The following is a 24,820-nucleotide window of genomic DNA, read 5'->3' as shown; positions in this document are numbered from 1 at the left end:
CCGTTCACTCAGCGTTCCGTTTCGAGTACGCCGGTCTCGTAATTCCCTGTCACCTTCGCGAGTTGGAATACTCATGTTCTCGGAATTCGGGAACGCCTCCTCCCGAAAGGTCATCATGCGCCGCCTCACCCTGCCCGCCGTCGGCCTCCTCGGGGTCGCCGCCCTCGCCCTCACCGGCTGCCAGAGCCCGACCGCCGAAGCGGCTCCCGCCGACCCGAACGCTCCCATCACAATCGCGACACTTCCCGTCGGCGACGACCCCACCGCCGAGAACCCGATCGAGGTCTTCGCCGACCTCCTCGAAGAGTCCACCGGGCGCGACGTCGAGATCACCGACGTGCCCGACTACCTGAGCGTCGTCGAGGCCATCCGCGCCGACCACGTCGACATCGGCATCATGAGCGGCTTCCCCTCGGCGCTCGCCGTGAACACCGGTGAGGTCGACGCGCTGGTCGCCTTCCAGGGCGACGGCAAGCCCGTCTCGACCTGCGTCGTGCTGAACGACTCGCCCATCGAGACCGTCGAAGACCTCGAGGGCAAGACCGTCGCGTTCGCCGACCAGGCGTCGAGCTCGGGCTACTTCATGCCGGTGTACATGCTGCACGAGGCCGGCCTGGAGCAGGGGACCGACTACGAGGCGATCTTCGCCGGCGGACACGAGGGCAGCTTCGCGGCGCTCCAGCAGGGACAGGTGGATGCCGCCTGCACCGCCGTCATGCTGACCGAGCTCGGCGCTCCGATGTTCCCGTTCGCGGACGGCGAGTGGCGCGCGGTCGGCGAGAGCCCCGCCATGGACATCCAGGGTGCGGTGCTGGGCCGTCAGTCGCTCGACGCCGACACCCGCAAACTCATCCAGGACGGCATCGCCGAGGTGTTCTCGCCCGAGAACGCGGAGGCGCTCGGAGCCTACGGCGCCTTCGCCGCTGCCGAGCAGACCGTCGACCCCGACGGCTCCTCCTTCACCTCGTTCGCTGAGATCGCCGCGGTCGCCGGCGTCGAGCTCAAGGACCTCAAGTGACGAACCCGTCCCTGATGAGGGCGGATGCCACGGCATCCGCCCTCCCGGTCTCGGCCGCCGCATCCGCCCTCCCGGCATCCGCCCTCGGTTCGAGGGAAATCGCAGACGGTTCGTCCGCCCGTGGGCAGGTCGAGGATCGACGCGCCGAGCCGGCATCCGTTGGTCTGGGTTTTCCGACGAACACGGGGGCGGGCGGGGGAGCGGATGCCGCGACCCACGCCCCCGGCCGCACCCCCACCGCCGAACTGCGCCAGGCGCTGCCGCTCGTGACCGTGCGCGACCTCAGCGTCGCGTACGACACCACCACGGTGCTCGACGGCGTGGACCTCGACCTGTTCCCTGGCGAGATGGTCGCTCTGCTCGGCGCCTCGGGCTCGGGCAAGTCGACCCTGATGCGCAGCCTCACGGGGTTCGCCCCGATCTCTGCGGGATCGGTCAGGGTCGCGGGCCACGACGTCACCAACCTCGCGCGCGGAGAGCTGCGCACGCTGCGGTCGGATGTCGGACAGGTGTTCCAGCAGTTCAACCTCATCCCACGTCTGAGCGTCATGACGAACGTGCTCGCCGGAGCCCTGCACGGAGCGGGCGCGATCAACCTGGTGGGCGGCTTCTCGAGCGCGCATCGTCGCCGCGCACTCGAACTGCTCGACCGGGTCGGCATCGCGCACAAGGCCAACGCCCCCGCGCGCTCCCTCTCGGGTGGGCAGCAGCAGCGCGTCGCGATCGCCCGCGCCCTCATGCAGCAGCCCAAGGTGATCCTCGCCGACGAACCGGTCGCGTCGCTCGACCCCAAGCTCGCCGACTCGGTGCTCGAACTCCTGCGCGAGATCGCCACCGAAGACGGAATCCCGGTGCTCGTCAGCCTGCACGTGCTGCCGCTCGCCCTCTCGCACAGCGATCGCATCATCGGGCTGCGGCACGGGCTGATGCTGGTCGCCGGCGCCACATCACAACTGGATGCCGCCGCACTGGCACCGCTTTACGACGACGAGGAGCACGACGATGACGCTCACCACTGATCCGCGTTCGACAGGCGGGGCGACAGGCGGCTCGACCGGCGGCCCGACGCGTTCGACGGGCGGCAAGGCCGATCGCGCGACCACGCGCCCGGCCCTCGACGCGGCCGAGCGATCGCGCCTCGAGCGTGCGTTCCGCGTGCCCCGCGCTCGTTTCCTGGTCGGTCTGCCCATCGCGGCCCTGCTGCTGATCTGGTCGTTCAACGGCGCGGAGTTCAACTTCATCAAGCTGGGCGACGGCGCGGTCAACATGGGCGAGTTCCTGTCCCGCCTGTTCCCGCCGGACTTCTCGAAGATCGGCACGATCCTCGCGCTGCTGCTCGAGACCTTCCAGATGGCGGTCGTCGGCACGGTGCTCGGTGCCGTGCTGTCGCTGCTCGCCGCGTTCGGGGCGTCGTCGAACATCGCACCCAAGTGGGTCTACTACCCGACGCGGTGGGTGATGAACATCATCCGCTCGGTGCCCGATCTCGTCTTCGCGCTCATGTTCGTCTCGGCTGTCGGACTCGGCCCGTTCGCCGGCATCCTGGCCATGACCCTCGGGTCGATCGGATCGATCGGCAAGATCTTCGCCGAAGCCATGGAGCAGGTCGACCGCGGACCCGTCGTCGCGATGGAGGCCGTCGGCGCCTCGAAGCGACAGGTCATCCAATACGGCATCCTGCCGCAGTCCGCACCACTGCTGACCTCGTACACACTGCTGCTGTTCGAAGGCAACGTGCGCGGCGCGACCATCCTCGGCCTCGTCGGCGCCGGCGGAATCGGCCTCGAGCTGACGACCGCGATGCGCATGTACGACTACGGGCACCTCAGCGCCATCATCATCTGCATCATCGTGCTCGTCACGGCGATCGACCAGGGCAGTGCCCTCATCCGAAGGAGAATCACATGACCATCGCCGACATCGACCTGGTGCTCAGCGCCCCCGTCAACCTGCGCGACCTCGGCGGAATCCCTATCGACGGGGGAGTGCTGCGCGAAGGGCTCGCGATCCGCACCGATGACCTCGCGTACGTCACGACCGAGGTCGCCTCGCAGCTGGTCGGGGCCGGCCTGACCGCGATCATCGACCTGCGCTCACCGCTCGAAGTCTCGGTCACCGGTCGTGGCCCCCTCGCCGACTACCCGGTCGCCTACCACCACCTGCCGCTGATCGCGGATGTCGGACGCTCGATGGGTGACGGCGCCCCCGAGCTCACCCACGACGCGATGGGTCAGATGTACCTGCGGATGGTGGAGGTCGCCGCGCCGCAGCTCGTCACGGCGCTGAATGTGATCGCCCACACGCCGGGGACCGCCGCGTTCCACTGCGCAGCCGGGCGCGATCGCACCGGTGTGGTCGCGGCGATGCTGCTGCTTGCACTCGGAACGGCGGATGACGACATCGTCGCGGACTACGCCCTGACCGGCCACAACATGGCCGCGATCATGCAGCGCACCGCGCCCGTCATGGGGGCGATGTGGAAGGCGCTCGGGTTCGACGCCGATGCCGCCGGCGCCAGCGCGGCGCTGCTCGAAGGCTCGATGGAGGTGTCGATGCGCACGCTGCTCGACACGCTTCGCGAGCAGCACGGCGATGCCCTCGCGCCGCTGCGCGCCGCCGGGCTGTCGGATGCGACCGTCGCGCGGCTCCGCGAGCGGGCGCTGTGACGACGATCGATGCCGTGACGGATGCTGCTGTTGGGGCTGCGGTTCGCCGCCGCCCCGGCCGTCCGCGCGACGAGGACATGGACGGGCAGATCGTCGCCGCGACGCTCGAGATCATCGACTCGGGTCTGGACGTCACCGTCAGCCGCGTGGTCGCACGGAGCGGGGTGAGCCGGGCGGCACTGTACCGTCGGTGGCCGTCGCTCACGACGTTGATCGCCGCCGCGCTCGACGTCGGGCGCATGGTGCCGCCGGAGTATCCGGACGATGTCGATCTTCGCGAGGCGCTGTTCGACGGGCTCGGGCTCGGCGAGAACGGAGTGGCCCTGTCTGTCGCGGCATCCGGTTATGCAGAGGAGCGATTCCGTCAGCGCATCCGGCTCGTGATGTCTGACCGCGCGCTGCAGAGGGCGTACTGGCAGTCGCATGTGTCGCGTCGGCGGGTGCCCCTGCTCAACGCGCTGCGCGCGGGAATCGCACGTGGTGAGCTGCGTGCCGACCTCGACGTCGACGCATGCTTCGATGCGATCGCCGGCACCGCGTACTACCAGATCGTCGTACGCGGCGACCGGATGGACGACCCCGCGGTCGCCGCCCGCCTGAGGGCTGCCGTCGAGGTGATCTGGCGCGGGATGGTGGTCTGACCCGGTGTGTGACCGTGCCGGTTCGTCTGGTCTGGCTGGGTGTCCGGTTCGTCTGTCTGGGTGTCCGGTTCGTTTGGCTGGAGGTCCGGTTCGTCTGGCTGGGTGTCCGGTTCGTCTGGCTGGAGATCGCACGCATGGCGGGCGAATCGCCGGGGCCTGTCCAGCCATCCGGGATTCGTCCAGCCGTCCGGCCGGTGACGAGCGCATCCGATCTTCCGCCTCATTCAATTGCATGCTCGGATCACGGATGCAGGCCGAGAACCCCAGATCCGGCCTGCATCTGTGATCTGGGCATGCGTGTGCGTGGGGGGCGGCTGTTCTGCTCGTGCATCCGGCTGATGAATCCCCGAATGGCGGGCGAATCCTCCCAGCCCCCGCAGCCACCCGGGATTCGGCCAGCCATCCGGCCGCTGACCGAGCGTGACTATTCGAGCCACTCCGTGATGAACCGGTCGCTCGAATGGATGTGGGTCGCCTCATACGTGCCGCCGTCGAGCACTTCGAAACGATGGTCGACGAGCTCCGGCACGACCAGAACCTGACCGCCGGTTCCCACGACCTGCTCGTCGCCCACGGTGAAGAGCGCGCGGCCGCGGTGGATCACGAAGGTCTCGACGTACGGATGCCGGTGCAGCCGCGGCCCGCTGCCGATCGACGAGGTGAACTCGCGGATGATGCTCACCGGCGAGCCGATCAGGTAGCCCTCGATGTTCGCGTCCAGGGCCACGTCGATGGGTGCGCTGGTCATGATGCCTCCTTGCTCGCCGAGGCTACCGACGCTCGCCCTTGCGCGGAAGGGGCGCTCGCGTGGCTCCGTCGGGTCCGGGGGCGATCGTCTCGGGCGGCGTGAGCTGTGTCAGGCGGAGTTCGCCGTGTTAGGGGGAGTTCGCCGTGTCGGGCGGAGTTCGCCCTGTCAGGCGGAGGTTCCGGTGCGAGAGTTCCGCCCAACGGGGAGTTCTCCGCCCAACGGGGAGTTCTCCGCCCTACGGGCCTAACCGTGACTCGAACCGGTGACCGCGTGCCAACTCGCCGGCTCGCGCATCCGCATCCGAGGGCGTCAGCGCTCGCATTCGCATCCGCATCCGCATTCGGACCCGCACCCGCATCCGCATTCGCATCCGCATCCGCACCCACATTCGCATCCGCATCCGCATCCGCATCCGGATCCGAGGGCGTCAGCATCCGCATCCGCACCCGAGGGTGCCCGCACCGCACCCGTACCCGAGGGCCGTCAGCGCGCGTCGGGCGTCTCCGAGCTCGCCACCACCTGAACAGTGTCGGTGCGCACACCGGGGTGGTCGCGCTCGAGCGCGGCACCTTCCATGTCGACGTTCGGGAGGATGCGGTCGAGCCACTGCGGCAGCCACCAGGCCGAGCGGCCGAGCAGGTGCATGAGCGCCGGCATCAGCAGCATCCGCACGACGAAGGCGTCGAGCAGCACACCGAACGCGAGGCCGAATCCGATCGAGCGGATGATGGTCGACTCCGAGAAGATGAACCCGCCGAACACCGAGACCATGATGAGGGCTGCGGCGATGACGACCGAGCGTCCGGCGCGGAAGCCCTGCGCGACGGCATCCCTCGCCGAAGCTCCGTGCACGTATGCCTCGCGCATCCCCGAGGCGAGGAACAGCTGATAGTCCATCGCGAGCCCGAACAGGATGCCGACCAGGATCACCGGCAGGAAGCTCAGAATCGGCCCCGGGCTGTCCAACCCGATGAGATCGGCGCCCCAGCCCCACTGGAACACGGCGACGATCAGGCCGTAGGTCGCGAACAGTGAGAGTACGAAGCCTCCGGTCGCGATGACCGGCACGAGGAGCGAGCGGAACACGACGATCATGATGAGCAGCGAGAGCCCGACGACGACCACCAGGTAGAGCGGCAGGACGCCGGCGAGAGCCTCGGAGATATCGATGTTGGTCGCCGCCTGCCCGGCGACGCCGAGCGTGATGCCGCCGTCGAGCTGCGGCAATGCGCGGATGTCCTGCACGAGCTTCTCGGTCGACGCGCTGTTCGGGCCTTCGGCGGGAAGCACCTGGAACGCGAGCAGCGTGTTGTCGTCGGAGTTCGCGATCGGCGCGACACCCACGACGTCATCCTGGTCGGCGAGGGTCTGCGCGATCTCGACCTGCGTGGCCAGCAGATCGTCGTCACTGACAGCGTCGTCGAGGGTCGCGGTGACGAGCAGCGGACCGTTCGCCCCTTCACCGAACTGGTCGTCGACGATGTGGAACGCGCGGTAGCTGGTCGAGTCGGAGGGCTCGCTCGCACCGTCGGGCAGCCCGAGGCGCATCGACATCGAAGGGATCGCGACGATCAGCAGGGCGATGACGCTGACGAGCACGGTGACGATCGCGCGCAGCGTCGACATCTGCTTCACGGGCTTGCCCGCGGCGTGCGGCTGCCCGATGGTGGCGCGAGCCTTGCCGCTGAGCAGGCGTGCGCCGACGAGTCCGAGGATGGCAGGGGCGAGCGTGATCGCGACGAGCACGGCGACCGCGACGCAGACTGCACCGACCGTGCCCATGAGCCCGAGGAACGGCACGCCGGTCACATTGAGGGCGAGCAGAGCGACGATCACCGTGGTTCCGGCGAACACGACGGCGGTACCCGAGGTGCCGGTGGCGAGTCCGATGGACTCCTTCACGGGAACGCCATTGAGCAGCTGCTTGCGGTGACGGTTGACGATGAAGAGCGAGTAGTCGATGCCGACCGCGAGTCCGAGCATCACACCCAGCACCGGGGTGACGGATGCCATGTCGACGACGCCCGAGAAGGCGAGGGATGCGGTCACGCCGACGCCCACGCCGACCACGGCCGTCACGATCGGCAGGGCCGCGCCGATGAGCGTGCCGAGCATCACGATCAGCACGACGGCCGCGAACGCGAGGCCGATCGCCTCTCCGACGCCGAAGATCTCGGGCACACCCTGCGCGATGTCGGTGCCGAAGTCGACCTCGACGCCGTCGATCGGCGACGACTCGAAGTGGTCGATCGTTCCCTGCTTGACCTCTTCGGAGAGCTCGAGGCGGGGGTCTTCGAACGAGACGTTCACGATGGCGGTCGAGCCGTCGTCGGACACGACGCCGATGCCGTTCGTGAGGTCGAGGAGAGTGGAGCCGAGCTCGACCTTCTCGGCATTGGTGTCGAGCTCTGCGCGAGAGTCGTCGATCGTCTTCTGCTGGGCGTCGAGCTCGGTGAGCTGCGTGTTCAGCGCGTCGAGCTGCGCGTCCAGAGCGGTGAGCTGCTCGGCGGGAGCGCCGCCCGCTTCGGCCTGCGACCGTGCGGCGGTCAACTGCTCGAGTCCGGCCTCGAGTTGCGCGCGACCGTCATCGAGCTGCGACTGGCCGGCATCGAGCTGGGCCCGACCGCCCTCGATCTGGTCCTTGCCGTCGGCGAGGTCCTGTGCCTGCACCGCCTGCTGCTGCTGAGCGTCGAACGGGTCGATCACCGACGCCACGCCGTCGAGGTCTTCGGCGCTCGCTGCGAGCTTCGAGATCTCGAGCTTCTGCGTCTCGGTGAAGGCCGAGCCGTCAGTCGTCTGATAGACCACCGTTCCCGTGCCGCCTGCGGTGTCGGGCAGCTTCTCGGCGAGCTGATCGGTGACGGCTCCCGAGGCGGTGCCCGGGATGTCGAAGCTGTTGCTCAGCGTGCCCCCGAGCGTGAGGAACGCGCCCACCCCCAGGCCGAGGATGATGACCCACGAGACGATCACCGTCCACGCCTTGCGTGCAGCGAACGAACCCAGGCGGTATAGCAGTGAAGCCAAAACGATCTCCTTCAGACGAATAGATCATACGGGGCGTCTCGTCTAGTGTTCTGTGGTTATCCTGAACGTGTGGTGAACGAGCATCGAAGCGGACCCGTGCGCAGCACGGCTGCCCGGGAAGCGATCCTCGACGCGACCTCTCGACTGTTCCACAACCAGGGGTACGACCGGCTCACGATCGAGGGGATCGCGAAGGAGGCCGGGGTGGGCAAGCAGACCATATATCGCTGGTGGCCGTCGCGCGGCGCATTGATCGGCGAGTGCCTCGCCGAAGGGCGACTCATCCCTGTCGACTTCATCGTTCCCGACACCGGAGACCTCGCCGCAGACGTCGAGACCTGGCTGCGCAGCGTGCTCTCGATCCTCGAAGCCCCCGAAGGAGGGGCTCTTCTCCGATCCCTCGTCGCTGCGGCGACGGAGGATGCGGGCGTCGGAGCCCACCTCGGCGAGAGCCTCGGCGTCGAGAAGTACCTCACCGAGCGCATGCGCGGCGGCATCCGCGACGGCCAGCTTCCGCAGAACGCACCCGTCGAGCAACTGGGACGTGCGATCCTCGGGGCGATCATCGTCGAATCCCTCGTGCGCGAGGAGCACGACACCGAGGCGATCGTCGCCCTTTCCAGATATCTCTTCGCCCCTGCAGCAGCGACCACGAACTGACGAGCTGAGCGCGACCCGCATCGCCGCGAACCGAATAGCTCCATGCCGACTCCGCGACCTGATGGGCGACCGACACCCGCGACCCGGCGTCACCCTCCCGCCACTGCCCTGTCTCCAGTGCGCGCGTCTCGACCTGATCGGTGCCCGTGCGCGAAGGAGCCGGCATCCGCACCGCGACGCCGTCGGGCGTGCGAGGTGTGCATCTCATCGACTGCGGCATCCACTCGACTCCGCCGTGACGAGAGCACGAGTTCCGTGCCCGTTCCGCTGTCTTCGACGGCGACACGACGACTCTCTTCGATGCGACTCATGGCGCCGACGGCGAATCCTCGGAGGAAGCCGCTGCGCGCACGCCGTTTCACGCCTTCGCGCTGGCCGACGTAGAAGGCGCGGTGCTCGAGCCACCAGCCGCGCATCGCGACCATGGCCTGCACCTGCAGGCTGGCTGTCAGGGTCTGCACCTGCGTCACATCAGACGTGTGCCCGACCAGCAGCAGCCCCGCGATCGGCGGGTACTCGGCGAGGATCGGGCGCACGGCGCCGAGTCCTCCGGCCACGCCGATGCCGATCTCGCGGAGATCTTTCGCATAGACGCCGCGGAACAGCATCCGCTCGGTGATGATCTGCTCCTGCGCCTGACCGAGAAGCCCACGTCGTTCGTCGATCTGTGCCTGCTCGATCCCGTACTTGACGATCAGTCGCTCGGCGTGCTCGGTCAGAGCCTCGGCCTCTTCAGGCGTGGTGCTCTCGGCTTTCGCCAGCAGTTTGGCGATCAGGTCGAGTTTGGCTTCGGTCATGGCATCCCCCTTGGATCTGTGATGCCTCGGATCCTTCGCGGGGGTGCCTACATTCAGGCGCCCCGTTCCGGGGGATGTGGAGAAGCCCAGATCACGGATGCCGGTGCAGAAGACGACTCCGACCACCGGAGTGTCGTCCGGGCACACCGAACTCGTGCCTGACGAACAGGAATCACAACCGGAAGGAGCAGACCCCGACTCAGCCGAGCAGCAGCGTGATCACGGTCGCTCCGCCGCCACCGAGGATGAGCGCGATGATGACGGTCCAAGCCACGATGCGCATGCGGCGGTTGCGCTTCTCGCCGAGATCGCCGTAGTCCTCGCTCAGGCCGTCGCCGCTCATGCGCTGACCGGCTCGCTGACTGTCGGTCCGAAGGCTGCGGGCAGGGTCGCCTGCGAGCGCTCGCGGATCTCGGCGACGGGAACCGTGAAGACGTCCTGCACCTCGAGCTTCGCGCCCTCGGAGTCGGTCACGCCGATGCGCATCACCGGGTAGTCGCGGCCTTCGCAGAGGCCGCGGAACTTCACGTCGTCCTCACGGGGCACGGTGACGATGACGCGACCGGTCGACTCGGAGAACAGGGCGGTTGCAGCATCCACACCGTCGCGCTCGATGATCTCGTTCAGCCAGACGCGCGCGCCGACGCCGAAGCGCGAGACGCCCTCGGCGAGAGCCTGCGCCAGGCCACCCTCCGACACGTCGTGCGCCGACGAGATCAGCCACTCGTCACGTGCTGCGCCGAGCAGACCCGCGAGGCGCTTCTCGCCCGCGAGGTCGACCTTCGGCGGGAGTCCGCCGAGGTGCTGGTGCACGGTCTCGGCCCAGGCCGAGCCCGAGAGCTCGGTCGAGGTCGTGCCGAGAAGGTAGATGTTCTGGCCCTCGTCCTGCCACCCCGAGGGGATGCGGCGCGAGACGTCGTCGATGATGCCGAGCACGCCGACCAGCGGGGTGGGGTGGATCGGCACGTCGCCGGTCTGGTTGTAGAACGAGACGTTGCCTCCGGTGACCGGGGTGCCGAGCTCGTAGCATCCGTCTGCGAGGCCGTCGACGGTCTGCCCGAACTGCCACATGACCTCGGGGTTCTCGGGGGATCCGAAGTTCAGGCAGTCCGTGATCGCGGTGGGCACGGCACCTGTGACGGCGACGTTGCGGTACGCCTCGGCGAGGGCCAGCTGAGCGCCCGCGTAGGGGTCGAGCTGGCAGTAGCGGCCGTTGGCGTCGGTCGAGATCGCGAAGCCGAGCCCCGACTCCTCGTCGACGCGGATCATGCCGGCGTCGTCGGGGAACGAGAGGGCCGTGTTGCCGAGCACGTAGTAGTCGTACTGGTTGGTGATCCAGCGGGTGTCGGCGAGATTCGGCGAGGCGACCAGGTTGAGGAACTGCTCGCGCAGCACCTCGGGGTCGTTCGAGCGGGGCAGCTTCTCGGCGGCATCCGCCTGCAGCGCGTCGATCCACGTCGGGTACGCGACCGGGCGGTCGTAGACCGGGCCGTCGACCGCGACGGTCGAGGGGTCGACGTCGACGATGCGCTCGCCCTGCCAGTCGATGATGAGGCGCCCATCGCCGGTGACCTCACCGAGCACCGACGTCTCGACGTCCCACTTCTCGACGACCGCGAGGAACGCGTCGAGCTTCTCGGGGGCGACGATCGCCATCATGCGCTCCTGCGACTCCGACATGAGGATCTCCTCAGCCGTGAGCGACGGGTCGCGCAGCAGGACGTTGTCGAGCGAGACCTTCATGCCGCTGTTGCCGTTGGCGGCGAGCTCGCTGGTCGCGCAGGAGATGCCGGCTGCGCCCAGGTCTTGGATGGCCTCGACGAGCTCGTCGCGGTACAGCTCGAGGCAGCACTCGATGAGCACCTTCTCGGCGAACGGGTCGCCCACCTGCACCGCGGGGCGCTTGGTGGGTCCGGTGCTGTCGAACGAGTCGGATGCCAGGATGCTGGCGCCGCCGATGCCGTCGCCACCCGTGCGGGCGCCGAACAGCACCACCTTGTTGCCGACGCCGGTCGCGTTGGCCAGCTTGAGGTCTTCGTGGCGGAGCACGCCGACCGCGAGCGCGTTGACCAGCGGGTTGGCCTGGTAGACGGAGTCGAAGACCGTCTCGCCGCCGATGTTCGGCAGGCCGAGGCAGTTGCCGTAGAAGCTGATGCCGCTGGTCACGCCGTGCACGACGCGGGCGGTGTCGGGGTGGTCGATCGCGCCGAAGCGGAGAGCGTCCATGATCGCGACCGGGCGCGCGCCCATCGAGATGATGTCGCGGACGATGCCGCCGACGCCCGTGGCCGCGCCCTGGAACGGCTCGATGAACGACGGGTGGTTGTGCGACTCGGCCTTGAAGGTGACGGCCCAGCCCTCGCCGACGTCGATGACGCCCGCGTTCTGGCCCATGCCCACCATCAGGCGTTCCTTCATCTCGTCGGAGACCTTCTGGCCGAAGCGGCGCAGGTAGTTCTTCGACGACTTGTACGAGCAGTGCTCCGACCACATCACGGAGTACATCGCCAGCTCGCCGGAGGTCGGGCGTCGGCCCAGGATCTCCTTGATGCGGGCGTACTCGTCATCCTTGAGGCCCAGCGCTGCGTACGGCTGCTCCTTCTCCGGAGTCGCGGTCGCGTTCTCGACGGAGTCGGGGACGTGCTTGTGGGCAGGTGCAGGGGCGGTGGTCACGCGCACTCCTAGATGAGGGGCCGGCGGGGCATGGCCAGTCTACCGGGGGATGCCGTGGCCGATCGCCGGTCAGGAGAGCATGCCGAGTGCGTGGTCGAAAACGCATCTTGAGCCCGGTGCGTGGTCGAAAAAGCATCCGAATCGAGGGCGGGGGATGCGCTTTTGACCCCACGCACGGGAGGCGACGCACGCCGCCGGTCATGATGGGTGCTCGACGTGCGGGTCGCGCACGCGGGCTGACAAGTTCGCGCTCCATAACTCCGGAGATTCGCTCTCGGATCTGCTCAGGCTCCGCCCAGGGGACGGATCGGGCGCACGGATCCGGAGTTATGGAGGGGCCGCGCGAAGCGCGTACCGCACGAAGGAGTCCCCGGCGGCAACTGTGCGAACACGGATCGGAGCTGACTGCCCCTCGACATCGGAAAGCTATCGGCGAGGACTATTTCTTGCCCGAATTGCCGTTCGTGTTGCCCTTGTCGCCCTTGTCGGCCTTGTTGCCCTTGTCCGAGTTCCCGGAGTTGCCCGGTTCGTCGGGTTTCCCGCCCTCGCCGGAGTTCCCGGAATCCTCTGACTCGGTGACGACCTCCACGGGAGCCGCGGGCGCATCCACCAGCGTCGCCTCGGCCGGTACTCGAACCACTGGCGCAGACGCGGTTCTCGACATGTCGGGGGATGTCGGGGCGGTGAATGCCGCGAGCCCGACGACGATCGCCCCGGTCGCGACCAGTCCGGCAGCGCCCGCGAGCACACGGTTTCGTGTTCGGTTGCGCGACGCGGCGGCATCGGTGGCGGGTGCGGCACCGGCGACCGCAGTGACGCCGGTGCCGTCTGTCGCGGGGAACACTGCCGTCGCGCCGGTCGGCGTGGGGTCATCGGCACCCGATCGCGCTGCGACAGGCTCTGCCGCCGGAGTCGCGCCCGGGTGTGCGCCGGCATCCGCCGCCGGGGTCGGGCCCGCGGCAGAAGCCGAACCGGCAGAAGCCGAACCGGCAGAAGCCGAACCGGCAGAGGCGACGATGGATGCGGCCGCCGCAGCGACTGCGGAACCGCCGACATCCGCGGCGTAGCCCCGCAGCAGACTGCGCGCGACGCGAGCGACCTCGACCGCTGTCGGTCGCTCTTCGGGCTCGAGCCGCGTCATGCGGGTCAGCAGATCGCGCCACTCCTCGGGAACCGTCTCGGAGATCCTCGGCGGTTGCGCGAGGCGGGCGATCGCCGCCGCACGTCCTGACCCGAGCGCGGCATACCCGGTCTCTCCCGAGAGGGCCTCGAGCACGACCAGCCCCAGCGCGAAGATGTCGACCGGCGTGCCGGGGTCGGCGTCGCGCAGTTGCTCCGGAGCCATATATGTGAGTGTGCCGAGCACGATTCCGGGGGTGGTGAGCCGGGTGTTCTCGATCGAGCAGGCGATGCCGAAGTCGGCGAGTTTCGCGGCGACGGGATCGCCGGAACGGCTCTGCGCGAGCAGTACATTCGACGGCTTGACGTCGCGGTGCACGATCCCTGCCGCGTGCACGGCGGTCAGTCCTCGGGCGAGATCGCGCGTGATGCGTGCGACGTCTCGCGGCGGCAGCGGGCCTGCGGCCATGCGCCCGGCGAGCGTGGGCCCGTCGACGAACTCCATCACCAGATACTGGGGTCGCCCGGGGATGAGCTGCGCGTCGTACAGCGTCACGAGCGACGGGTGGCTCAGCGATGCGAGCAGCGCTTTCTCGGTGTGGGCGCGCTCGATCGATGCGACGGGCCCGGTGCCCTCGTGGATCATCTTGATCGCCACGATGCGTCCGAGTTGTGTGTCCTCGGCGCGGTAGACGGTCGCCATGCCGCCCTGCCCCACGCGGTCGTGCAGTACATATCGTCCGTCGAGGAGTGCCGCCGTGGGCGAGATCACTTCCAGCGTCATCACTTGCTCCTTGCAGATGCATCCGGGTCATGCATGCATCAGACGACCGTATATCGGTCGCCTGACCCTCGTCATCGGGGTTGACGTGCGCGGGAATCAGTGGATGCGGTCGGCGCGTGGCACGCGCCGCGGGGCGAATTCGTCGACGATCGCATGCCGGGATGAGGGGATGGAGTCGCGCGAGCTGTGGATCTGGTGTCGTCGTGTGGGTACGCTCGGCTCCGGAAGCGCAGCCGTCGACAACGCCGTCGCTGGCACACCTTCCGCTTGAGCGAGAGGGGCGTCCGCGTGCGGATATCAGCGCCACCGGTGAAGGCCGGCATCATCGTCGCGGCCATCATCCTCCTGCCGATGGTCGGAATCGTCCTCTTGGCGATGAATGTCTACTGGGGCGTCGCCTGGACGATCCTCGCGGTCGCCGCGCTCGTCGTCTTCACGGCCAGGGTGTTCCGGGGCGAAGGGGAGTCAGCCGCACCACGACCCTGGTGGCAGATGACTGCCACGCGCGCTTCGAGCGGGCTGCTCTCGATCATGTTCCTCGTGCAGGCGGGATGCACGTTCTTCGGTTTCTGGGCACCGCTCCTCGTGTTCCCCGCCAAGATCAGCGCGGTGGTGCTCCTGGCGATCGGCGTCGCGTACGGTCACTCGGCGAGTCGACTCAGGCCCATCAGCCGTGCGACCGACGTCGCGTAGCTGGGTTCCGACTGGGGCGGGAACGATGGATGCCGATGCGACGACGGCCCCCGCCCGACGATTGCCCGGCACGCTGTCAAGGGTCTCTCCGGCGTCCGGGCCCTCGCGTAGAAAGGAGGTAGATCGAAAGGACGTGGCATGGCCGCAGGCGACATCGAGACCTTCCAACGTGACGGGATCTGGTTCAACCGCATCGAGGGCGAATCCCGCACCCTGGGTTCCAGCTTCGAGACCCAAGGCGAAGCCGTTCGGGCTGGCCGCGGAGCAGCGGCAGCGCGGCAGGTCCTGCACACCGTGCGCACCGACGAGGGGCCATCCGATACCGGAAACCTGCACGACTGGCATCCGCGCGACCTGATGAACTGATGGGCACGGATTCCGCAGAGAGACCAGAGCGACGGATGCTGCTGCAGGCGTGCATCAACGGCGCCCGTTCCGCCGCAGATCACCCGGCGTTGAGTGCAGACGCGACCCTCGCGGCTGCCGACGCCGCGCGAGCCGTGGCCGCAGGGGCGACGGAGATCCACGTGCACCCGAAGGATGCTGCGGGGCACGACAGCCTCGCTGCCGACGACGTCGAGCGGTGGCTGCGGGCGTTGCGAGCCGCGTGCCCCGACGTGCCGATCGGTGTGACGACCGGTGCGTGGATCGAGCCTGACGTCGAGCGGCGGCTGGCCGCGATCGCGGAGTGGACGGAACTTCCCGACGTCGCATCCGTCAACTGGCATGAGGCCGGCGCCGACCGGGTGGCCGAGCTGCTGCAGAGCCGAGGTGTCGGAGTCGAAGCAGGCATCTGGGATGCCACGGGACTCGAAGCCTGGAGCCAGTCACCGGTGCGCGACCGGTGCGCTCGCGTGCTCATCGAGCTGCCCGACGAGGCCGTCGAGGTCGTGCGGCGTCACGCCGAGGGGCTGATCGCACACGTTCGGCTCGACGAGCCGAACGTCCCGATCCTGCTCCATGGGGAGCTGCGGTCGGCGTGGCCCGCGTTCACGCTCGCCGTCGAGCTCGGGCTCGATTCGCGCATCGGACTCGAAGACACGCTCTCGCTGCCCGACGGGCGGACGGCGCCCGACAACGCGACGCTGGTGCGCACTGCGAGCGGGATCGCATTCGCGGGCTGACGGGACCGGACATCCTGACGGTCACGCGCTGAAACGAGAATCGCGCGACGGCGGGACCTTCTTTAGTGTGGAAGCTCTCGCTGTGAAGGAGTACCCGTGTCTGAGACCACGACCCCGACCGCATGCCGCTCCGGCCGCTCGACCACGGTGAGCGCGTGAGCACCCGTCGGGCCGGCGCCGTCGTCCGATGTCGGTTCGCGGGCTGAGAGCCGCTCGCCATGACCGACGACCGCGCGCGCACTGACCCGCATCCGTTCGACTCTCGCACGAGGTTCGACCTCGATCGGCCCGAGAGCCGCAAGTGGAGCCTGCACCCGGGGCGCATCGGCGCATGGGTGGCTGAGATGGACTTCGGCGTCGCGCCGGTGATCGCCGAGGCCATGCACCGCGCGATCGACGAGGAGACCCTCGGATACCTGTCGCTGCCGCTCGCCGCCAGGCTCGGAGAGGCGACGGCCGAGTGGATGAAGGGTGAGTACGGCTGGGCGATCGACCCCGACCGCGTGCATCCGGTGTCCGATGTGATGGCCGCGTTGCGCGTCGCCGTCGAGGAGTATGCGCCCGCCGGATCGCCGGTGATCGTGCCCACGCCCGCATATATGCCGTTTCTGACATATCTGCCGGCTATCGGACATCCGGTGATCGAGATCCCGGGTGTCGAGGTCGACGGACGCTGGCATCACGACCTGGAGCGCATCGACGAGGCGTTCGCTGCCGGTGCCCGGACGCTCGTGCTCTGCAACCCGCACAACCCGACCGGAACCGTCGTCGAGCGATCCGAGCTCGAAGCGCTGGCCGAGATCGTGGAGCGCCATGGCGGTCGGGTGTTCGCGGATGAGATCCACGCGCCGCTGCGCTTCGACGGTCGTCCGTTCATCCCCTACGCCTCGGTGTCGGAGGCGACGGCCGCGCACACGATCACCGGCACGAGCGCGTCGAAGGCGTGGAACATCCCGGGGCTCAAGACCGCACAGCTGATCACTTCGAATGATGCCGACCAGCAGCTCTATCGCCGGTTCGGGTTCTCGGTGCAGCACGGCGCCGCGACGCTCGGAGTGGTCGCGTCCACCGCGGCGTATCGCGAGGGCAAGCCGTGGCTCGACGGGGTGCTCGCGTACCTCTCCGAGACGCGACACCTACTCGCATCGCTCGTCGACGAGCATCTTCCCGGCGCGATCTATCGCGAACCTGATGCGACCTACATCGGCTGGATCGACACGGGTGCGCTGGGGATCGACGGCCCTCCGGCCGCGTTCTTCCGCGACCACGCCCGGGTGGTGCTGACCGAGGGCGCACTGCTCGGGCACGGGTACGAGGATTTCGTGCGAGTCGTGTTCGCGACGCCGCGGCCGATCCTGCACGAGGCGTTCGCCGCGATGGGGGCCGCCGTTCGAGCTCGCTGACGCATCGTGCGTCGTACCTTCTGCGGATGCCGGGTCGGAAACGCCCATCGTGGCGGATGCGGGGTCAGTTACGCATCCGAACTGCCGAGTTCCGGTGCTCAACTGGCCCCGCGCCGGCTCCCCGACTCCCGCGGCCGGTCGGGGCGGAAACGCACATCGTGGCGGATGCGGGGTCAGTTACGCACCGGAAATGCCGAGTTCCGATGCTCAACTGGCCCCGCGCCGGGCTCGAACAGCGAGCCACCCGTCAGCCCCGGGGTGCCGGACATATCTCATGTAACGACCCTTGACGATGGGACATGACATGAACAGCCGAGACCCGCTGGATCCGCTTATCGAGCGCTCAGCGGCGACGACCTCGCCCGCGACCTGGATCAGGTCGCGTTCGCGGCGCGCTCGCGCAGCGCCACGGCGATCCGATCGACCGCCTCGACCATGATCGGACGCGGCAGCGCGAACACGAAGCGCGTATACCCGATGGCGGCCACACCGCACGCGGCGCCATCCGTCATCGCGACGCCGGCGTGCTCACGGAACCACTCTCCGAGGTCTCCGGTCAACCCGGTCTCGCGGAAGTCGAGCAGGGCGATGTAACTCCCCTCGGGCACGATCATCCGCACGCCGGGCAGCTTCTCGTCGACCAGCTGCGCCAGCATCCGCCGGTTGCCGTCGAGGTAGTCGACCACCTCATCGAGCCACTCGCGGCCGCCGGTGTAGGCAGCGATGTTCGCGACGACACCGAGCGTCGAGGTGCCGTGCCCTGCCCAGAATCCGAGGCTCTGCCAGAGCGCGGCGTCCGCATCGTTCGAGAGGATGACCTGCGCGCACTTGAGGCCCGCGAGGTTCCAGGCCTTCGACGCGGACGTCGCGGTCAGCGTGTGCGACGCCGCCGCCTCCGACACCGATGCGTAGGGAATGTGCGTCGCCGGTGCGTAGACGATAGGGGCGTGGATCTCGTCGGAGAACACCCGGCCGCCGGCATCCGTCACGACCGAGGCGATCGCGAGCAGCTCGTCACGGGTCGCGACGGTTCCGAGCGGGTTGTGCGGGTTGCAGAGCACCAGCATCTCGCCGCCGTCGCGGAAGGCCTGTGCGACGGCGTCGAGGTCCATGACCCAGCGCCCATCGACCTCGATGCTCGGCACCTCGATGACCCGCCGGTCGCGCATGGGCGGCACCATGAGGAACGGCATGTACGCGGGAGTCGGCACGATCACGGCCGAACCCGGAGTGGTGAAGTGCTCGATCGCCAGCTCGAACGCCGCGATCACGTCAGGCACATGGTGCACGCGCTCAGCGGGGATCTGCCACCCGTACGAGTCGGAGTACCAGCGGGCCGTCGCCTCAGACAGGTCTTTCGCGAGCTTGTCGGGCAGGTAGCCGGTGACGCCCAGGTCGAGGGCATCCTTCACCGCGCTGTTGATCGCGGGGGCGAGGCCGAAGTCCATCTCGGCGACGAACGCGCCGATGGTGTCGGGAAACGCCGTCCATTTGACGCTGCCCGCAGCGCGCAGGTCGTCTTGCGTGATCTGGTCGAACGTGCCGGAAGTCATTCTTCAATCCTTCCATCCGCGGCGAGCCCTCGGCCCGTGTGCGGAAGGTTCGGGCGTGGCTCGTTCACACCTGCATGCCCGGATCACACATGCATGCCGAGACCGCCCGATCGGGCATGCATCCGTGATCTGAGCCTGCATCTGTGAGGGCGGCCCGGAGAAAGGCGACCCGCCCGCTCACTTCCGGGTGAAGGTCACCACGCCGTCGGCATCCCGGGTCACGGTGCCCTCGTAAACGGCGGGGGTCGGGTAGGAATCTCCGTCGGCGAGGAGCGTGAACCCCTTCGAATACTCGACCACCCCATCGGTGCCGCCGACGCCGTATCCCGACTCTTGCAGCCACTGCACGGTCGACGGGTCGACCAACGGCTTGTCGTATTCCACCACCGAGGCAGGGCACGAGGGCCCGGCCAAGCGCTCTGCCACGCAGGCGGCCGTGAGCTGCTCGATCTGCGCGTCGACGGCGTCGGTGATCTCGGTCTCCACGTATGCGATCACCGACACGTTCGCAGTGCTCACATTCACACGGGCGGGAAACTCGGTGTCGCGCGGCTGATCGTCCATCGGCCACGCGACGGTGAACTCGTTCGTGCCGTCGGGGTCGAGCTGCGTGGTGCCGGTGGGGTCGTCGTAGGTGAACTCGTAGAGCGCGGGCAGCAGGAACACCCGCTCCGCCTCGGCGCTGATCGGGTACTCCATCTCGTCGTTGAGCACGAGCCGGCCCGGGGAGCCGACGTTGATCACGCCGAACGACTCGTGGCTCCACGAGATCCGGCGCTCGCCGTCGCTGTTCTTGACCTTGTAGGTCGCCGTCATCGGGTTCTCGGGATCGTCGAGCACGTATTCGACGGTCGCTGTGACCGAGTACTCGTCGCTGCCCTCGACGTCGATGACCTTCGCGTCAGAGGGCAGAGCAGTGGATGCCGCATAGAAGTCCTCGTCGATGAACTCCTCGGGGAACTCGATGCTCGTCATCGCCGCGGCCTCCGCCGATTCCCCGCGCTCGAGGTGCGCGAAGAACTCGTCGAGCACGGCGACGCTCGCCTCGGTCGGGCCGTTCTCGCCGGTGTCGGCGGATGCGGTGCAGCTCACGAGGGCGGCCGCGCCGAACGCGGCGACGGTGAATGCCGCGAAGGTGCGAAGGCGTGGTGAAGGCATCAGATCTCCGGTCGTCAGGTCGCACAGCTCCCCCGCGCGATCAACATCATCAGGCTATCGGGGAAGGATCGGATGCCGTCAGCCCGCGTGCGGGAAACGACCCGCCCGAGGGCCTGGTGCGTGCGGGGTCACTTTCGCATCGGAAGAGGGCGCTGCGGGTGCGTTTTTGACCCCGCACCGAGCGCGCACCACCGCGCAACGCCATTGAGCACCTCACGCACCCGTGCCAGGATTGCCCCGACTCGGCTCACCGGGGCTGAGACGAAAGGATTCTCATGCAGCTGGCGATGATCGGACTCGGCCGGATGGGTGCCAACATCGTGCGCCGCCTCATGCGGGCGGGGCACGAATGCGTGGTCTACGACGTGAACGCGGATGCCGTGCAGGCGCTGGTCGCCGAGGGAGCGACAGGCGCCGACAGCATGGCCGACCTGGCGTCGAAGCTCGAGGCGCCGCGAGCCGTATGGATGATGGTGCCCGCATCGCTCACGGGCATGGTGGCCGATCAGGTCGCGGAGGTGCTCGACGAGGGCGACATCCTGATCGACGGCGGCAACTCGAACTACCGCGACGACGTGCGGCGGGCGAAGGCGTTCCGCGAGCGCGGCATCCACTACGTCGACGTGGGCACGAGCGGTGGCGTGTTCGGACTGGACCGCGGATACTGCCTGATGGTCGGCGGACCCGACGAGGCTGTGCAGCGCATCGAGCCGGTGCTGCGCACGATCGCTCCGGGTGTCGGCGAGATCGAGCGCACGCCCGGTCGCACCGGCGACCTCACCCCCGAGGAGCAGGGCTATCTGCACTGCGGGCCGTCGGGTGCGGGACACTTCGTGAAGATGGTGCACAACGGCATCGAGTACGGCATCATGGCGTCGATCGCCGAAGGGCTCAACCTGCTGCACAACGCGGATGCCGGAGTGCGCGAGGCCGAGCACTCGGCCGAGATCGCCCCGCTCGAGGAGCCGGAGTTCTACCAATTCCCGATCGACACGTCGAAGGTCGCGGAGCTGTGGCGACGCGGGTCGGTGATCTCCTCGTGGCTGCTCGATCTGACCGCCGCCGCGCTCGCCGACAACCCGCAGCTCGACGGTCTCGCCGGTCGGGTCTCCGACTCGGGCGAGGGTCGCTGGACGGTCAAGGCCGCGGTCGACGTGGGCGTGCCCGTGCCGGTGCTCGCGGCGTCGCTGTTCGAGCGCTTCGCCTCGCGCGACGAAGACAAGTTCGCGAACCAGGTGCTGTCGGCGATGCGCCTGCAGTTCGGCGGACACCAGGAACTGCCGGCGGGCGACGTTCTCGAAGCCGGTTCGCGAAAGGCCGACTCGGACAGCGCCTGACCGGCCTGCCTCTCGTCCGTCGGGCGGCCCCGCGCGGCCCCGTCTCCTTTCGATGAGCGGGGCCCGCGGAGCGGACCGAGACGAAACGCACCACGACACAGGAACGGCATCCGCATGACCCCAACCTCCCGCATCCGCCGGGCCGATCCCTCGGATGCCGAGCGCATCGCCGAGCTGCTCGATGCGTTCAACACCGAGTTCGACACCGAGACGCCCGGAGTCGCGGTGCTCGCGGAGCGGTTGCGGATGTTGCTCGCCGGAGCGTCGACGTTCGCCGTGCTCGGCGGCGAACCCGCGACCGGGGTCGCGCTCGTGACCCTGCGGCCGAACGTGTGGTCGGACGGCCCGGTCGCGCTGCTTGATGAGATGTACGTCGAGCCCGATCAGCGGGGCAGCGGGATCGGCAGTGCGATCCTGCAGCGGATGATCGAGATCTGCCGAGAGCTCGGAGTCGCGGCGATCGAGATCAACGTCGACGAGTCGGATGCCGGGGCGATGCGCTTCTACCAACGCCACGGGTTCAGCAGCGTCGACCCGGATTCCGGCGAGCGGGCGTTCTACTTCTACAGGTCGCTCTGAGCGAGCCCGGTCGTTGAGCGAGCCCGGCGGAGCCGAGCGAGACGAAACGCGGTGAGCTTCGGGAGGTCGGCTCTCGACGTTTCGTCTCAGTCGACTTCGTCGTCTTCGCTCAACGACCGGGCGCCGGGCTCAGACCAGCGCGGCGTCCACCCTGCGGTCGTTGCCCGCGTGCACGAGGGCGTCGATCCGGCGCTCGACGGCGTTGAACTCCGGGGAGTTCACGTCGCGCTCGCCGGGGAGGTCGACCGTCACGATCTCGCGCACGTGCCCTGAGTTTCCGTGGGCGGTGCCGCCCGCCATGACGAGCACGCGGTCGCCGAGGTAGACGGCCTCCTCGATGCTGTGCGTCACGAACAGCACGGTGATGCCGGCATCCCGCTGGATCCGCTGCAGCTCGTGCTGCATCTCGGTGCGCGTGAGCGCGTCGAGAGCGCCGAACGGTTCGTCCATGAGCATCACCGACGGAGTGTTGGCGAGCAGTCGCGCGATCGCGACGCGCTGCTGCATGCCGCCCGAGAGCTGGTGCGGGAAGGATGCCGCGACGCGACTGAGTCCGACGGAGTCGAGCGCCGCGGTCGCCCGCTCCTTCACGACCGCGCGGGGGAGGCGAGCCTGCCTCGGCCCGTACTCGATGTTCTCGCGCACCGTCAGCCAGGGGAACAGCCCGTAGTCCTGGAACACGACGCCGCGGTCGGGTCCGGGGCCGGTGACGTCGGTGCCTGCGACGGAGAGGGAGCCCTCGGTGATCGTCTCGAAGCCCGCGACCATGCGCAGCAGCGTCGACTTGCCGCATCCTGAGGCGCCGACGATGCAGACCACCTCGCCGGCCGCCACGGTGATGTCGACACCATCGACGGCGGCGATCGGCGAGCCGGGGTAGCGCTTGCCCACACCGTTCATGACGATGTCGGCTGCGTGCTGGGGAGGAATGCTCATGCGATCTCTCACTTCTGGATCGGTCGACGCCCGAAGGCGATGGCGAAGATGAGCGTGAGCAGGCGGTCGGCGATGAAACCGGCCAGGCCGATGACGACCATGCCCACGATGATGAGGTCGGTGCGCGACTGCTCCCGGGCCTGGGTGATGAGCGCGCCGAGACCGGTGCTGATGCCCACCGTCTCGCCGACGACGAGGATCACCCACGAGAGTCCCATCGCGATGCGCATGCCGCTGATGATCTGCGGAGCGGCAGCCGGGATGACGACCTTGTAGAGCGACTGCAGGCGGGGCGTGCCCAGCATCGCGGCGGCCTCGAGAAGGCGCCCCGGCACCTGGTGGACTCCGCTGATGGTGTTCAGCAGGATCGGGAACACCGCGGCGATGAAGACGAGGAACACCGTGGAACGGTCGCCGAAGCCGATGATCAGCAGTGTCAGCGGCGCCCAGGCGGTGACGGGAATCGGGCGGACGAGGTTGACTGTCGGCTCCAGCATGCGGAACAGGAGCTTCGATCGGCCCATCAGGACGCCGAGCGGCACGGCGACGATCACCGCGAGACCGAAGCCCTGCAGGACGCGCAGCGCCGAGGCGCCGAGGTGTCCCCAGAGGGTGCCGCTGAACGAGTCGTCGTAGATGCCGCCGAAGGCGAAGTCCACACCCCTCACCGCGACTTCTCCGGGGGTGGGCAGGAACGTCATCTTGATGTCGAACGGCAGCGTCCAGGCGTTCTGCACGCCCAGGTGCCAGCCGATGAGGAGGAGGATCGGAACGGGGAGCGCGATGGCCCATCCGAACGTCAGGCGGCGGCGCGGCCGAGCGGTGCGGATGCCGTCGGGCTGTGCCTCGGTGTTCTCGACGCCCTGGGGCGGATCGGCGAGTGCGGTGGTCGTCACGATCACTCCGTCCGTGCGGTCTCGACGAAGCTGACGTCGGTGAGGAGATCCTGGTCGACCTCGGCCGAGACCTGGTCGAAGGCGAGCATCTCCTCGCTCATCGCGGCGAGCGTCGAAAGGTAGTCGGTGTCGAGATCCCAGCGGGGCCAGATGTTCTTGATGGCCAGGTCGACGATCGCGGGGTCCAGGGCGAACTCCTCGACGAGGCCGTCGGCCCAGGCGGCGGTGTCGTCCGCCATGTGCTCGACCGCGGCGATGTGGGTGTCGACGACGGACTGCACGAGCTCGGGGTCGGACTCGATCAGGCTGTTGCTCGTGGCGAGCACGATGTTCGTCTGCCCGATCGGGGTGTCGTAGGCCGACATCAGCTCGTGCGCACCGCCCTCGATCGCGATCGACGGACCCACCTCGGCCGAGATGAACGCGTCGATCTGCCCGGAGGCGAACGCGGTGGCCATGTCGGCGAAGGGCAGGTTGACGAGCTCGACGTCGCTCGCGGGGTCGATGCCCTGAGCCTCGAGCGTGCGCTTGAGGAGGATCTCCTGGGTGGCGCCCATTGGGAAGCCGACCTTCGCGCCCGTGAGGTCATCCGGCGTCTCGATGTCCTCCGTGGCGACGATGCGGGTGCCACCGTCGGCGGCGGAGGCGACGATGCGCACATCCTGCTTCTCCGCGACACCGGCGATGACCGATGCCGCCCCGGTCACGCCGAAGTCGACCGACCCCGAGACGATCGCGTTCTTGATGTCGCTGGAGGTGTCGAAGAGCACGATCTCGACGTCGACGCCCTCCTCGGCGACCTCCTCGTAGAAGAAGGGGCTGAACAGGTGGGGCTGCGCACGCAGCGTGCCGATGGTGACGGACTGCCCGCCGCCGTCGCCGCTCTCGGAGTCGGCGGACGAGGACGCTGCGGAGCAGCCGGTGAGCACGAGCGCCGCGGCGGCGAGCGAGGCGACGGCGAGCGACGGCGTGCGGAAGGACGAGCGGGAGGGGGTGCGGAAGGTCATGTGT

23 protein-coding genes are annotated in these 24,820 nt (G+C 68.5%); 12 read left to right on the top strand and 11 right to left on the bottom strand.

Annotated elements, in window-relative coordinates:
• The first annotated feature begins 73 nt into the window (after positions 1 to 73).
• The 5 genes from phnD to ACIP5T_RS11070 are packed head-to-tail and all read left to right on the top strand — an operon-like array spanning position 74 to position 4,325.
• Complete coding sequence (phnD, locus tag ACIP5T_RS11090) at positions 74 to 1,018, top strand: phosphate/phosphite/phosphonate ABC transporter substrate-binding protein (RefSeq protein ID WP_400863085.1); 945 nt, start codon at positions 74 to 76, stop codon at positions 1,016 to 1,018.
• Entirely contained in the window at positions 1,015 to 2,037 is a 1,023-nt protein-coding gene (locus ACIP5T_RS11085) for a phosphonate ABC transporter ATP-binding protein (RefSeq protein WP_400863083.1), read from the top strand. Before phnD ends, ACIP5T_RS11085 begins: the two co-directional genes overlap by 4 nt.
• A complete protein-coding gene (phnE, locus tag ACIP5T_RS11080) occupies positions 2,021 to 2,926 on the top strand; it encodes a phosphonate ABC transporter, permease protein PhnE (RefSeq protein ID WP_400863081.1) in 906 nt (301 codons plus the stop codon). The genes ACIP5T_RS11085 and phnE overlap by 17 nt, the downstream gene beginning before the upstream one ends.
• Positions 2,923 to 3,684 carry a tyrosine-protein phosphatase gene (locus tag ACIP5T_RS11075; RefSeq protein WP_400863080.1) on the top strand — a complete coding sequence of 254 codons (762 nt, stop codon included), beginning with the start codon at positions 2,923 to 2,925 and terminating at the stop codon, positions 3,682 to 3,684. The genes phnE and ACIP5T_RS11075 overlap by 4 nt, the downstream gene beginning before the upstream one ends.
• Positions 3,681 to 4,325, top strand: a complete 645-nt coding sequence (locus ACIP5T_RS11070) for a TetR/AcrR family transcriptional regulator (protein WP_400863078.1) — start codon at positions 3,681 to 3,683, stop codon at positions 4,323 to 4,325. Before ACIP5T_RS11075 ends, ACIP5T_RS11070 begins: the two co-directional genes overlap by 4 nt.
• Before the next feature lie 424 nt (positions 4,326 to 4,749).
• On the opposite strand, the gene ACIP5T_RS11065 is transcribed toward ACIP5T_RS11070, so the two are convergent.
• Together ACIP5T_RS11065 and ACIP5T_RS11060 are read right to left on the bottom strand one after the other, a co-directional pair.
• Positions 4,750 to 5,073: a cupin domain-containing protein gene (locus tag ACIP5T_RS11065; protein ID WP_400863076.1), complete on the bottom strand. Its 324-nt coding sequence runs from the start codon at positions 5,071 to 5,073 to the stop codon at positions 4,750 to 4,752.
• A 483-nt stretch (positions 5,074 to 5,556) separates the two neighbouring features.
• Positions 5,557 to 8,097: an MMPL family transporter gene (locus tag ACIP5T_RS11060; RefSeq protein WP_400863074.1), complete on the bottom strand. Its 2,541-nt coding sequence runs from the start codon at positions 8,095 to 8,097 to the stop codon at positions 5,557 to 5,559.
• Between the two features lie 72 nt (positions 8,098 to 8,169).
• On the opposite strand from ACIP5T_RS11060, the gene ACIP5T_RS11055 reads away from it, so the two are divergent.
• Positions 8,170 to 8,757, top strand: a complete 588-nt coding sequence (locus ACIP5T_RS11055) for a TetR/AcrR family transcriptional regulator (RefSeq protein WP_400863073.1) — start codon at positions 8,170 to 8,172, stop codon at positions 8,755 to 8,757.
• Positions 8,758 to 8,846: 89 nt separating this feature from the next.
• Here ACIP5T_RS11055 and ACIP5T_RS11050 read toward each other — a convergent pair whose 3' ends face one another.
• From ACIP5T_RS11050 to ACIP5T_RS11035, 4 genes are all read right to left on the bottom strand, one after another.
• On the bottom strand, positions 8,847 to 9,554 hold the full coding sequence (locus tag ACIP5T_RS11050; protein ID WP_400863071.1) for a DUF2786 domain-containing protein: 708 nt from the start codon (positions 9,552 to 9,554) through the stop codon (positions 8,847 to 8,849).
• 199 nt (positions 9,555 to 9,753) lie between these two features.
• Positions 9,754 to 9,897, bottom strand: a complete 144-nt coding sequence (locus ACIP5T_RS11045) for a hypothetical protein (RefSeq protein ID WP_167947250.1) — start codon at positions 9,895 to 9,897, stop codon at positions 9,754 to 9,756.
• Positions 9,894 to 12,227 (bottom strand): phosphoribosylformylglycinamidine synthase subunit PurL, encoded by a 2,334-nt coding sequence (purL, locus tag ACIP5T_RS11040; protein ID WP_400863069.1) that lies wholly within the window; start codon positions 12,225 to 12,227, stop codon positions 9,894 to 9,896. Before purL ends, ACIP5T_RS11045 begins: the two co-directional genes overlap by 4 nt.
• A 439-nt stretch (positions 12,228 to 12,666) precedes the next feature.
• Positions 12,667 to 14,130: a serine/threonine-protein kinase gene (locus ACIP5T_RS11035; RefSeq protein WP_400863067.1), complete on the bottom strand. Its 1,464-nt coding sequence runs from the start codon at positions 14,128 to 14,130 to the stop codon at positions 12,667 to 12,669.
• A gap of 267 nt (positions 14,131 to 14,397) precedes the next feature.
• Between ACIP5T_RS11035 and ACIP5T_RS11030 the strand changes: the two genes are divergently transcribed.
• From ACIP5T_RS11030 to ACIP5T_RS11015, 4 genes are all read left to right on the top strand, one after another.
• The gene (locus tag ACIP5T_RS11030) at positions 14,398 to 14,823 is read left to right on the top strand and encodes a hypothetical protein (RefSeq protein WP_400863066.1); all 426 of its coding nucleotides are present in this window, start codon (positions 14,398 to 14,400) and stop codon (positions 14,821 to 14,823) included.
• Positions 14,824 to 14,961: 138 nt separating this feature from the next.
• Positions 14,962 to 15,189 carry a DUF2188 domain-containing protein gene (locus ACIP5T_RS11025; RefSeq protein ID WP_400863064.1) on the top strand — a complete coding sequence of 76 codons (228 nt, stop codon included), beginning with the start codon at positions 14,962 to 14,964 and terminating at the stop codon, positions 15,187 to 15,189.
• Entirely contained in the window at positions 15,189 to 15,947 is a 759-nt protein-coding gene (locus ACIP5T_RS11020) for a 3-keto-5-aminohexanoate cleavage protein (protein ID WP_400863062.1), read from the top strand. Before ACIP5T_RS11025 ends, ACIP5T_RS11020 begins: the two co-directional genes overlap by 1 nt.
• Before the next feature lie 218 nt (positions 15,948 to 16,165).
• Positions 16,166 to 17,350 carry a MalY/PatB family protein gene (locus ACIP5T_RS11015; protein ID WP_400863060.1) on the top strand — a complete coding sequence of 395 codons (1,185 nt, stop codon included), beginning with the start codon at positions 16,166 to 16,168 and terminating at the stop codon, positions 17,348 to 17,350.
• A gap of 374 nt (positions 17,351 to 17,724) precedes the next feature.
• Here the strand turns inward: ACIP5T_RS11015 and ACIP5T_RS11010 are convergent, their stop codons facing one another.
• Both ACIP5T_RS11010 and ACIP5T_RS11005 read right to left on the bottom strand, forming a co-directional pair.
• Complete coding sequence (locus ACIP5T_RS11010) at positions 17,725 to 18,903, bottom strand: MalY/PatB family protein (RefSeq protein WP_400863058.1); 1,179 nt, start codon at positions 18,901 to 18,903, stop codon at positions 17,725 to 17,727.
• Positions 18,904 to 19,080: 177 nt separating this feature from the next.
• On the bottom strand, positions 19,081 to 20,061 hold the full coding sequence (locus tag ACIP5T_RS11005; RefSeq protein WP_400863056.1) for a hypothetical protein: 981 nt from the start codon (positions 20,059 to 20,061) through the stop codon (positions 19,081 to 19,083).
• Between the two features lie 275 nt (positions 20,062 to 20,336).
• On the opposite strand from ACIP5T_RS11005, the gene gnd reads away from it, so the two are divergent.
• Positions 20,337 to 21,398, top strand: a complete 1,062-nt coding sequence (gnd, locus tag ACIP5T_RS11000) for a phosphogluconate dehydrogenase (NAD(+)-dependent, decarboxylating) (RefSeq protein ID WP_056510951.1) — start codon at positions 20,337 to 20,339, stop codon at positions 21,396 to 21,398.
• A 114-nt stretch (positions 21,399 to 21,512) separates the two neighbouring features.
• Entirely contained in the window at positions 21,513 to 21,977 is a 465-nt protein-coding gene (locus tag ACIP5T_RS10995) for a GNAT family N-acetyltransferase (RefSeq protein ID WP_400863055.1), read from the top strand.
• A 129-nt stretch (positions 21,978 to 22,106) separates the two neighbouring features.
• Here the strand turns inward: ACIP5T_RS10995 and ACIP5T_RS10990 are convergent, their stop codons facing one another.
• From ACIP5T_RS10990 to ACIP5T_RS10980, 3 genes are read right to left on the bottom strand one after another with little or no spacing between them, the layout of a single operon-like run.
• Complete coding sequence (locus tag ACIP5T_RS10990) at positions 22,107 to 22,913, bottom strand: ABC transporter ATP-binding protein (protein WP_400863054.1); 807 nt, start codon at positions 22,911 to 22,913, stop codon at positions 22,107 to 22,109.
• 8 nt (positions 22,914 to 22,921) lie between these two features.
• Complete coding sequence (locus ACIP5T_RS10985; RefSeq protein ID WP_400863053.1) at positions 22,922 to 23,809, bottom strand: ABC transporter permease; 888 nt, start codon at positions 23,807 to 23,809, stop codon at positions 22,922 to 22,924.
• Positions 23,810 to 23,811: 2 nt separating this feature from the next.
• Complete coding sequence (locus ACIP5T_RS10980) at positions 23,812 to 24,816, bottom strand: ABC transporter substrate-binding protein (protein ID WP_400863052.1); 1,005 nt, start codon at positions 24,814 to 24,816, stop codon at positions 23,812 to 23,814.
• Between the last annotated feature and the right edge of the window lie 4 nt (positions 24,817 to 24,820).

Origin of the sequence: Microbacterium sp. NPDC088619 (assembly GCF_044752825.1) — a bacterium.
GTDB lineage: Bacteria > Actinomycetota > Actinomycetes > Actinomycetales > Microbacteriaceae > Microbacterium.
This window is presented reverse-complemented; position numbering and strand designations above follow the sequence as displayed.

Excerpts from the sequence above, each read along its gene's own strand:
- ACIP5T_RS11015 (WP_400863060.1), top strand. The coding sequence starts at position 16,166 with ATGACCGACGACCGCGCGCGCACTGACCCGCATCCGTTCGACTCTCGC.
- ACIP5T_RS10990 (WP_400863054.1), bottom strand. The coding sequence starts at position 22,913 with ATGAGCATTCCTCCCCAGCACGCAGCCGACATCGTCATGAACGGTGTG.
- ACIP5T_RS11005 (WP_400863056.1), bottom strand. The coding sequence starts at position 20,061 with ATGCCTTCACCACGCCTTCGCACCTTCGCGGCATTCACCGTCGCCGCG.
- phnE (WP_400863081.1), top strand. The coding sequence starts at position 2,021 with ATGACGCTCACCACTGATCCGCGTTCGACAGGCGGGGCGACAGGCGGC.
- ACIP5T_RS11010 (WP_400863058.1), bottom strand. The coding sequence starts at position 18,903 with ATGACTTCCGGCACGTTCGACCAGATCACGCAAGACGACCTGCGCGCT.
- ACIP5T_RS10980 (WP_400863052.1), bottom strand. The coding sequence starts at position 24,816 with ATGACCTTCCGCACCCCCTCCCGCTCGTCCTTCCGCACGCCGTCGCTC.
- phnD (WP_400863085.1), top strand. The coding sequence starts at position 74 with ATGTTCTCGGAATTCGGGAACGCCTCCTCCCGAAAGGTCATCATGCGC.
- ACIP5T_RS11020 (WP_400863062.1), top strand. The coding sequence starts at position 15,189 with ATGGGCACGGATTCCGCAGAGAGACCAGAGCGACGGATGCTGCTGCAG.
- ACIP5T_RS11045 (WP_167947250.1), bottom strand. The coding sequence starts at position 9,897 with ATGAGCGGCGACGGCCTGAGCGAGGACTACGGCGATCTCGGCGAGAAG.
- ACIP5T_RS11050 (WP_400863071.1), bottom strand. The coding sequence starts at position 9,554 with ATGACCGAAGCCAAACTCGACCTGATCGCCAAACTGCTGGCGAAAGCC.
- ACIP5T_RS11065 (WP_400863076.1), bottom strand. The coding sequence starts at position 5,073 with ATGACCAGCGCACCCATCGACGTGGCCCTGGACGCGAACATCGAGGGC.
- ACIP5T_RS11035 (WP_400863067.1), bottom strand. The coding sequence starts at position 14,130 with ATGACGCTGGAAGTGATCTCGCCCACGGCGGCACTCCTCGACGGACGA.
- ACIP5T_RS11075 (WP_400863080.1), top strand. The coding sequence starts at position 2,923 with ATGACCATCGCCGACATCGACCTGGTGCTCAGCGCCCCCGTCAACCTG.
- gnd (WP_056510951.1), top strand. The coding sequence starts at position 20,337 with ATGCAGCTGGCGATGATCGGACTCGGCCGGATGGGTGCCAACATCGTG.
- ACIP5T_RS11025 (WP_400863064.1), top strand. The coding sequence starts at position 14,962 with ATGGCCGCAGGCGACATCGAGACCTTCCAACGTGACGGGATCTGGTTC.
- ACIP5T_RS10995 (WP_400863055.1), top strand. The coding sequence starts at position 21,513 with ATGACCCCAACCTCCCGCATCCGCCGGGCCGATCCCTCGGATGCCGAG.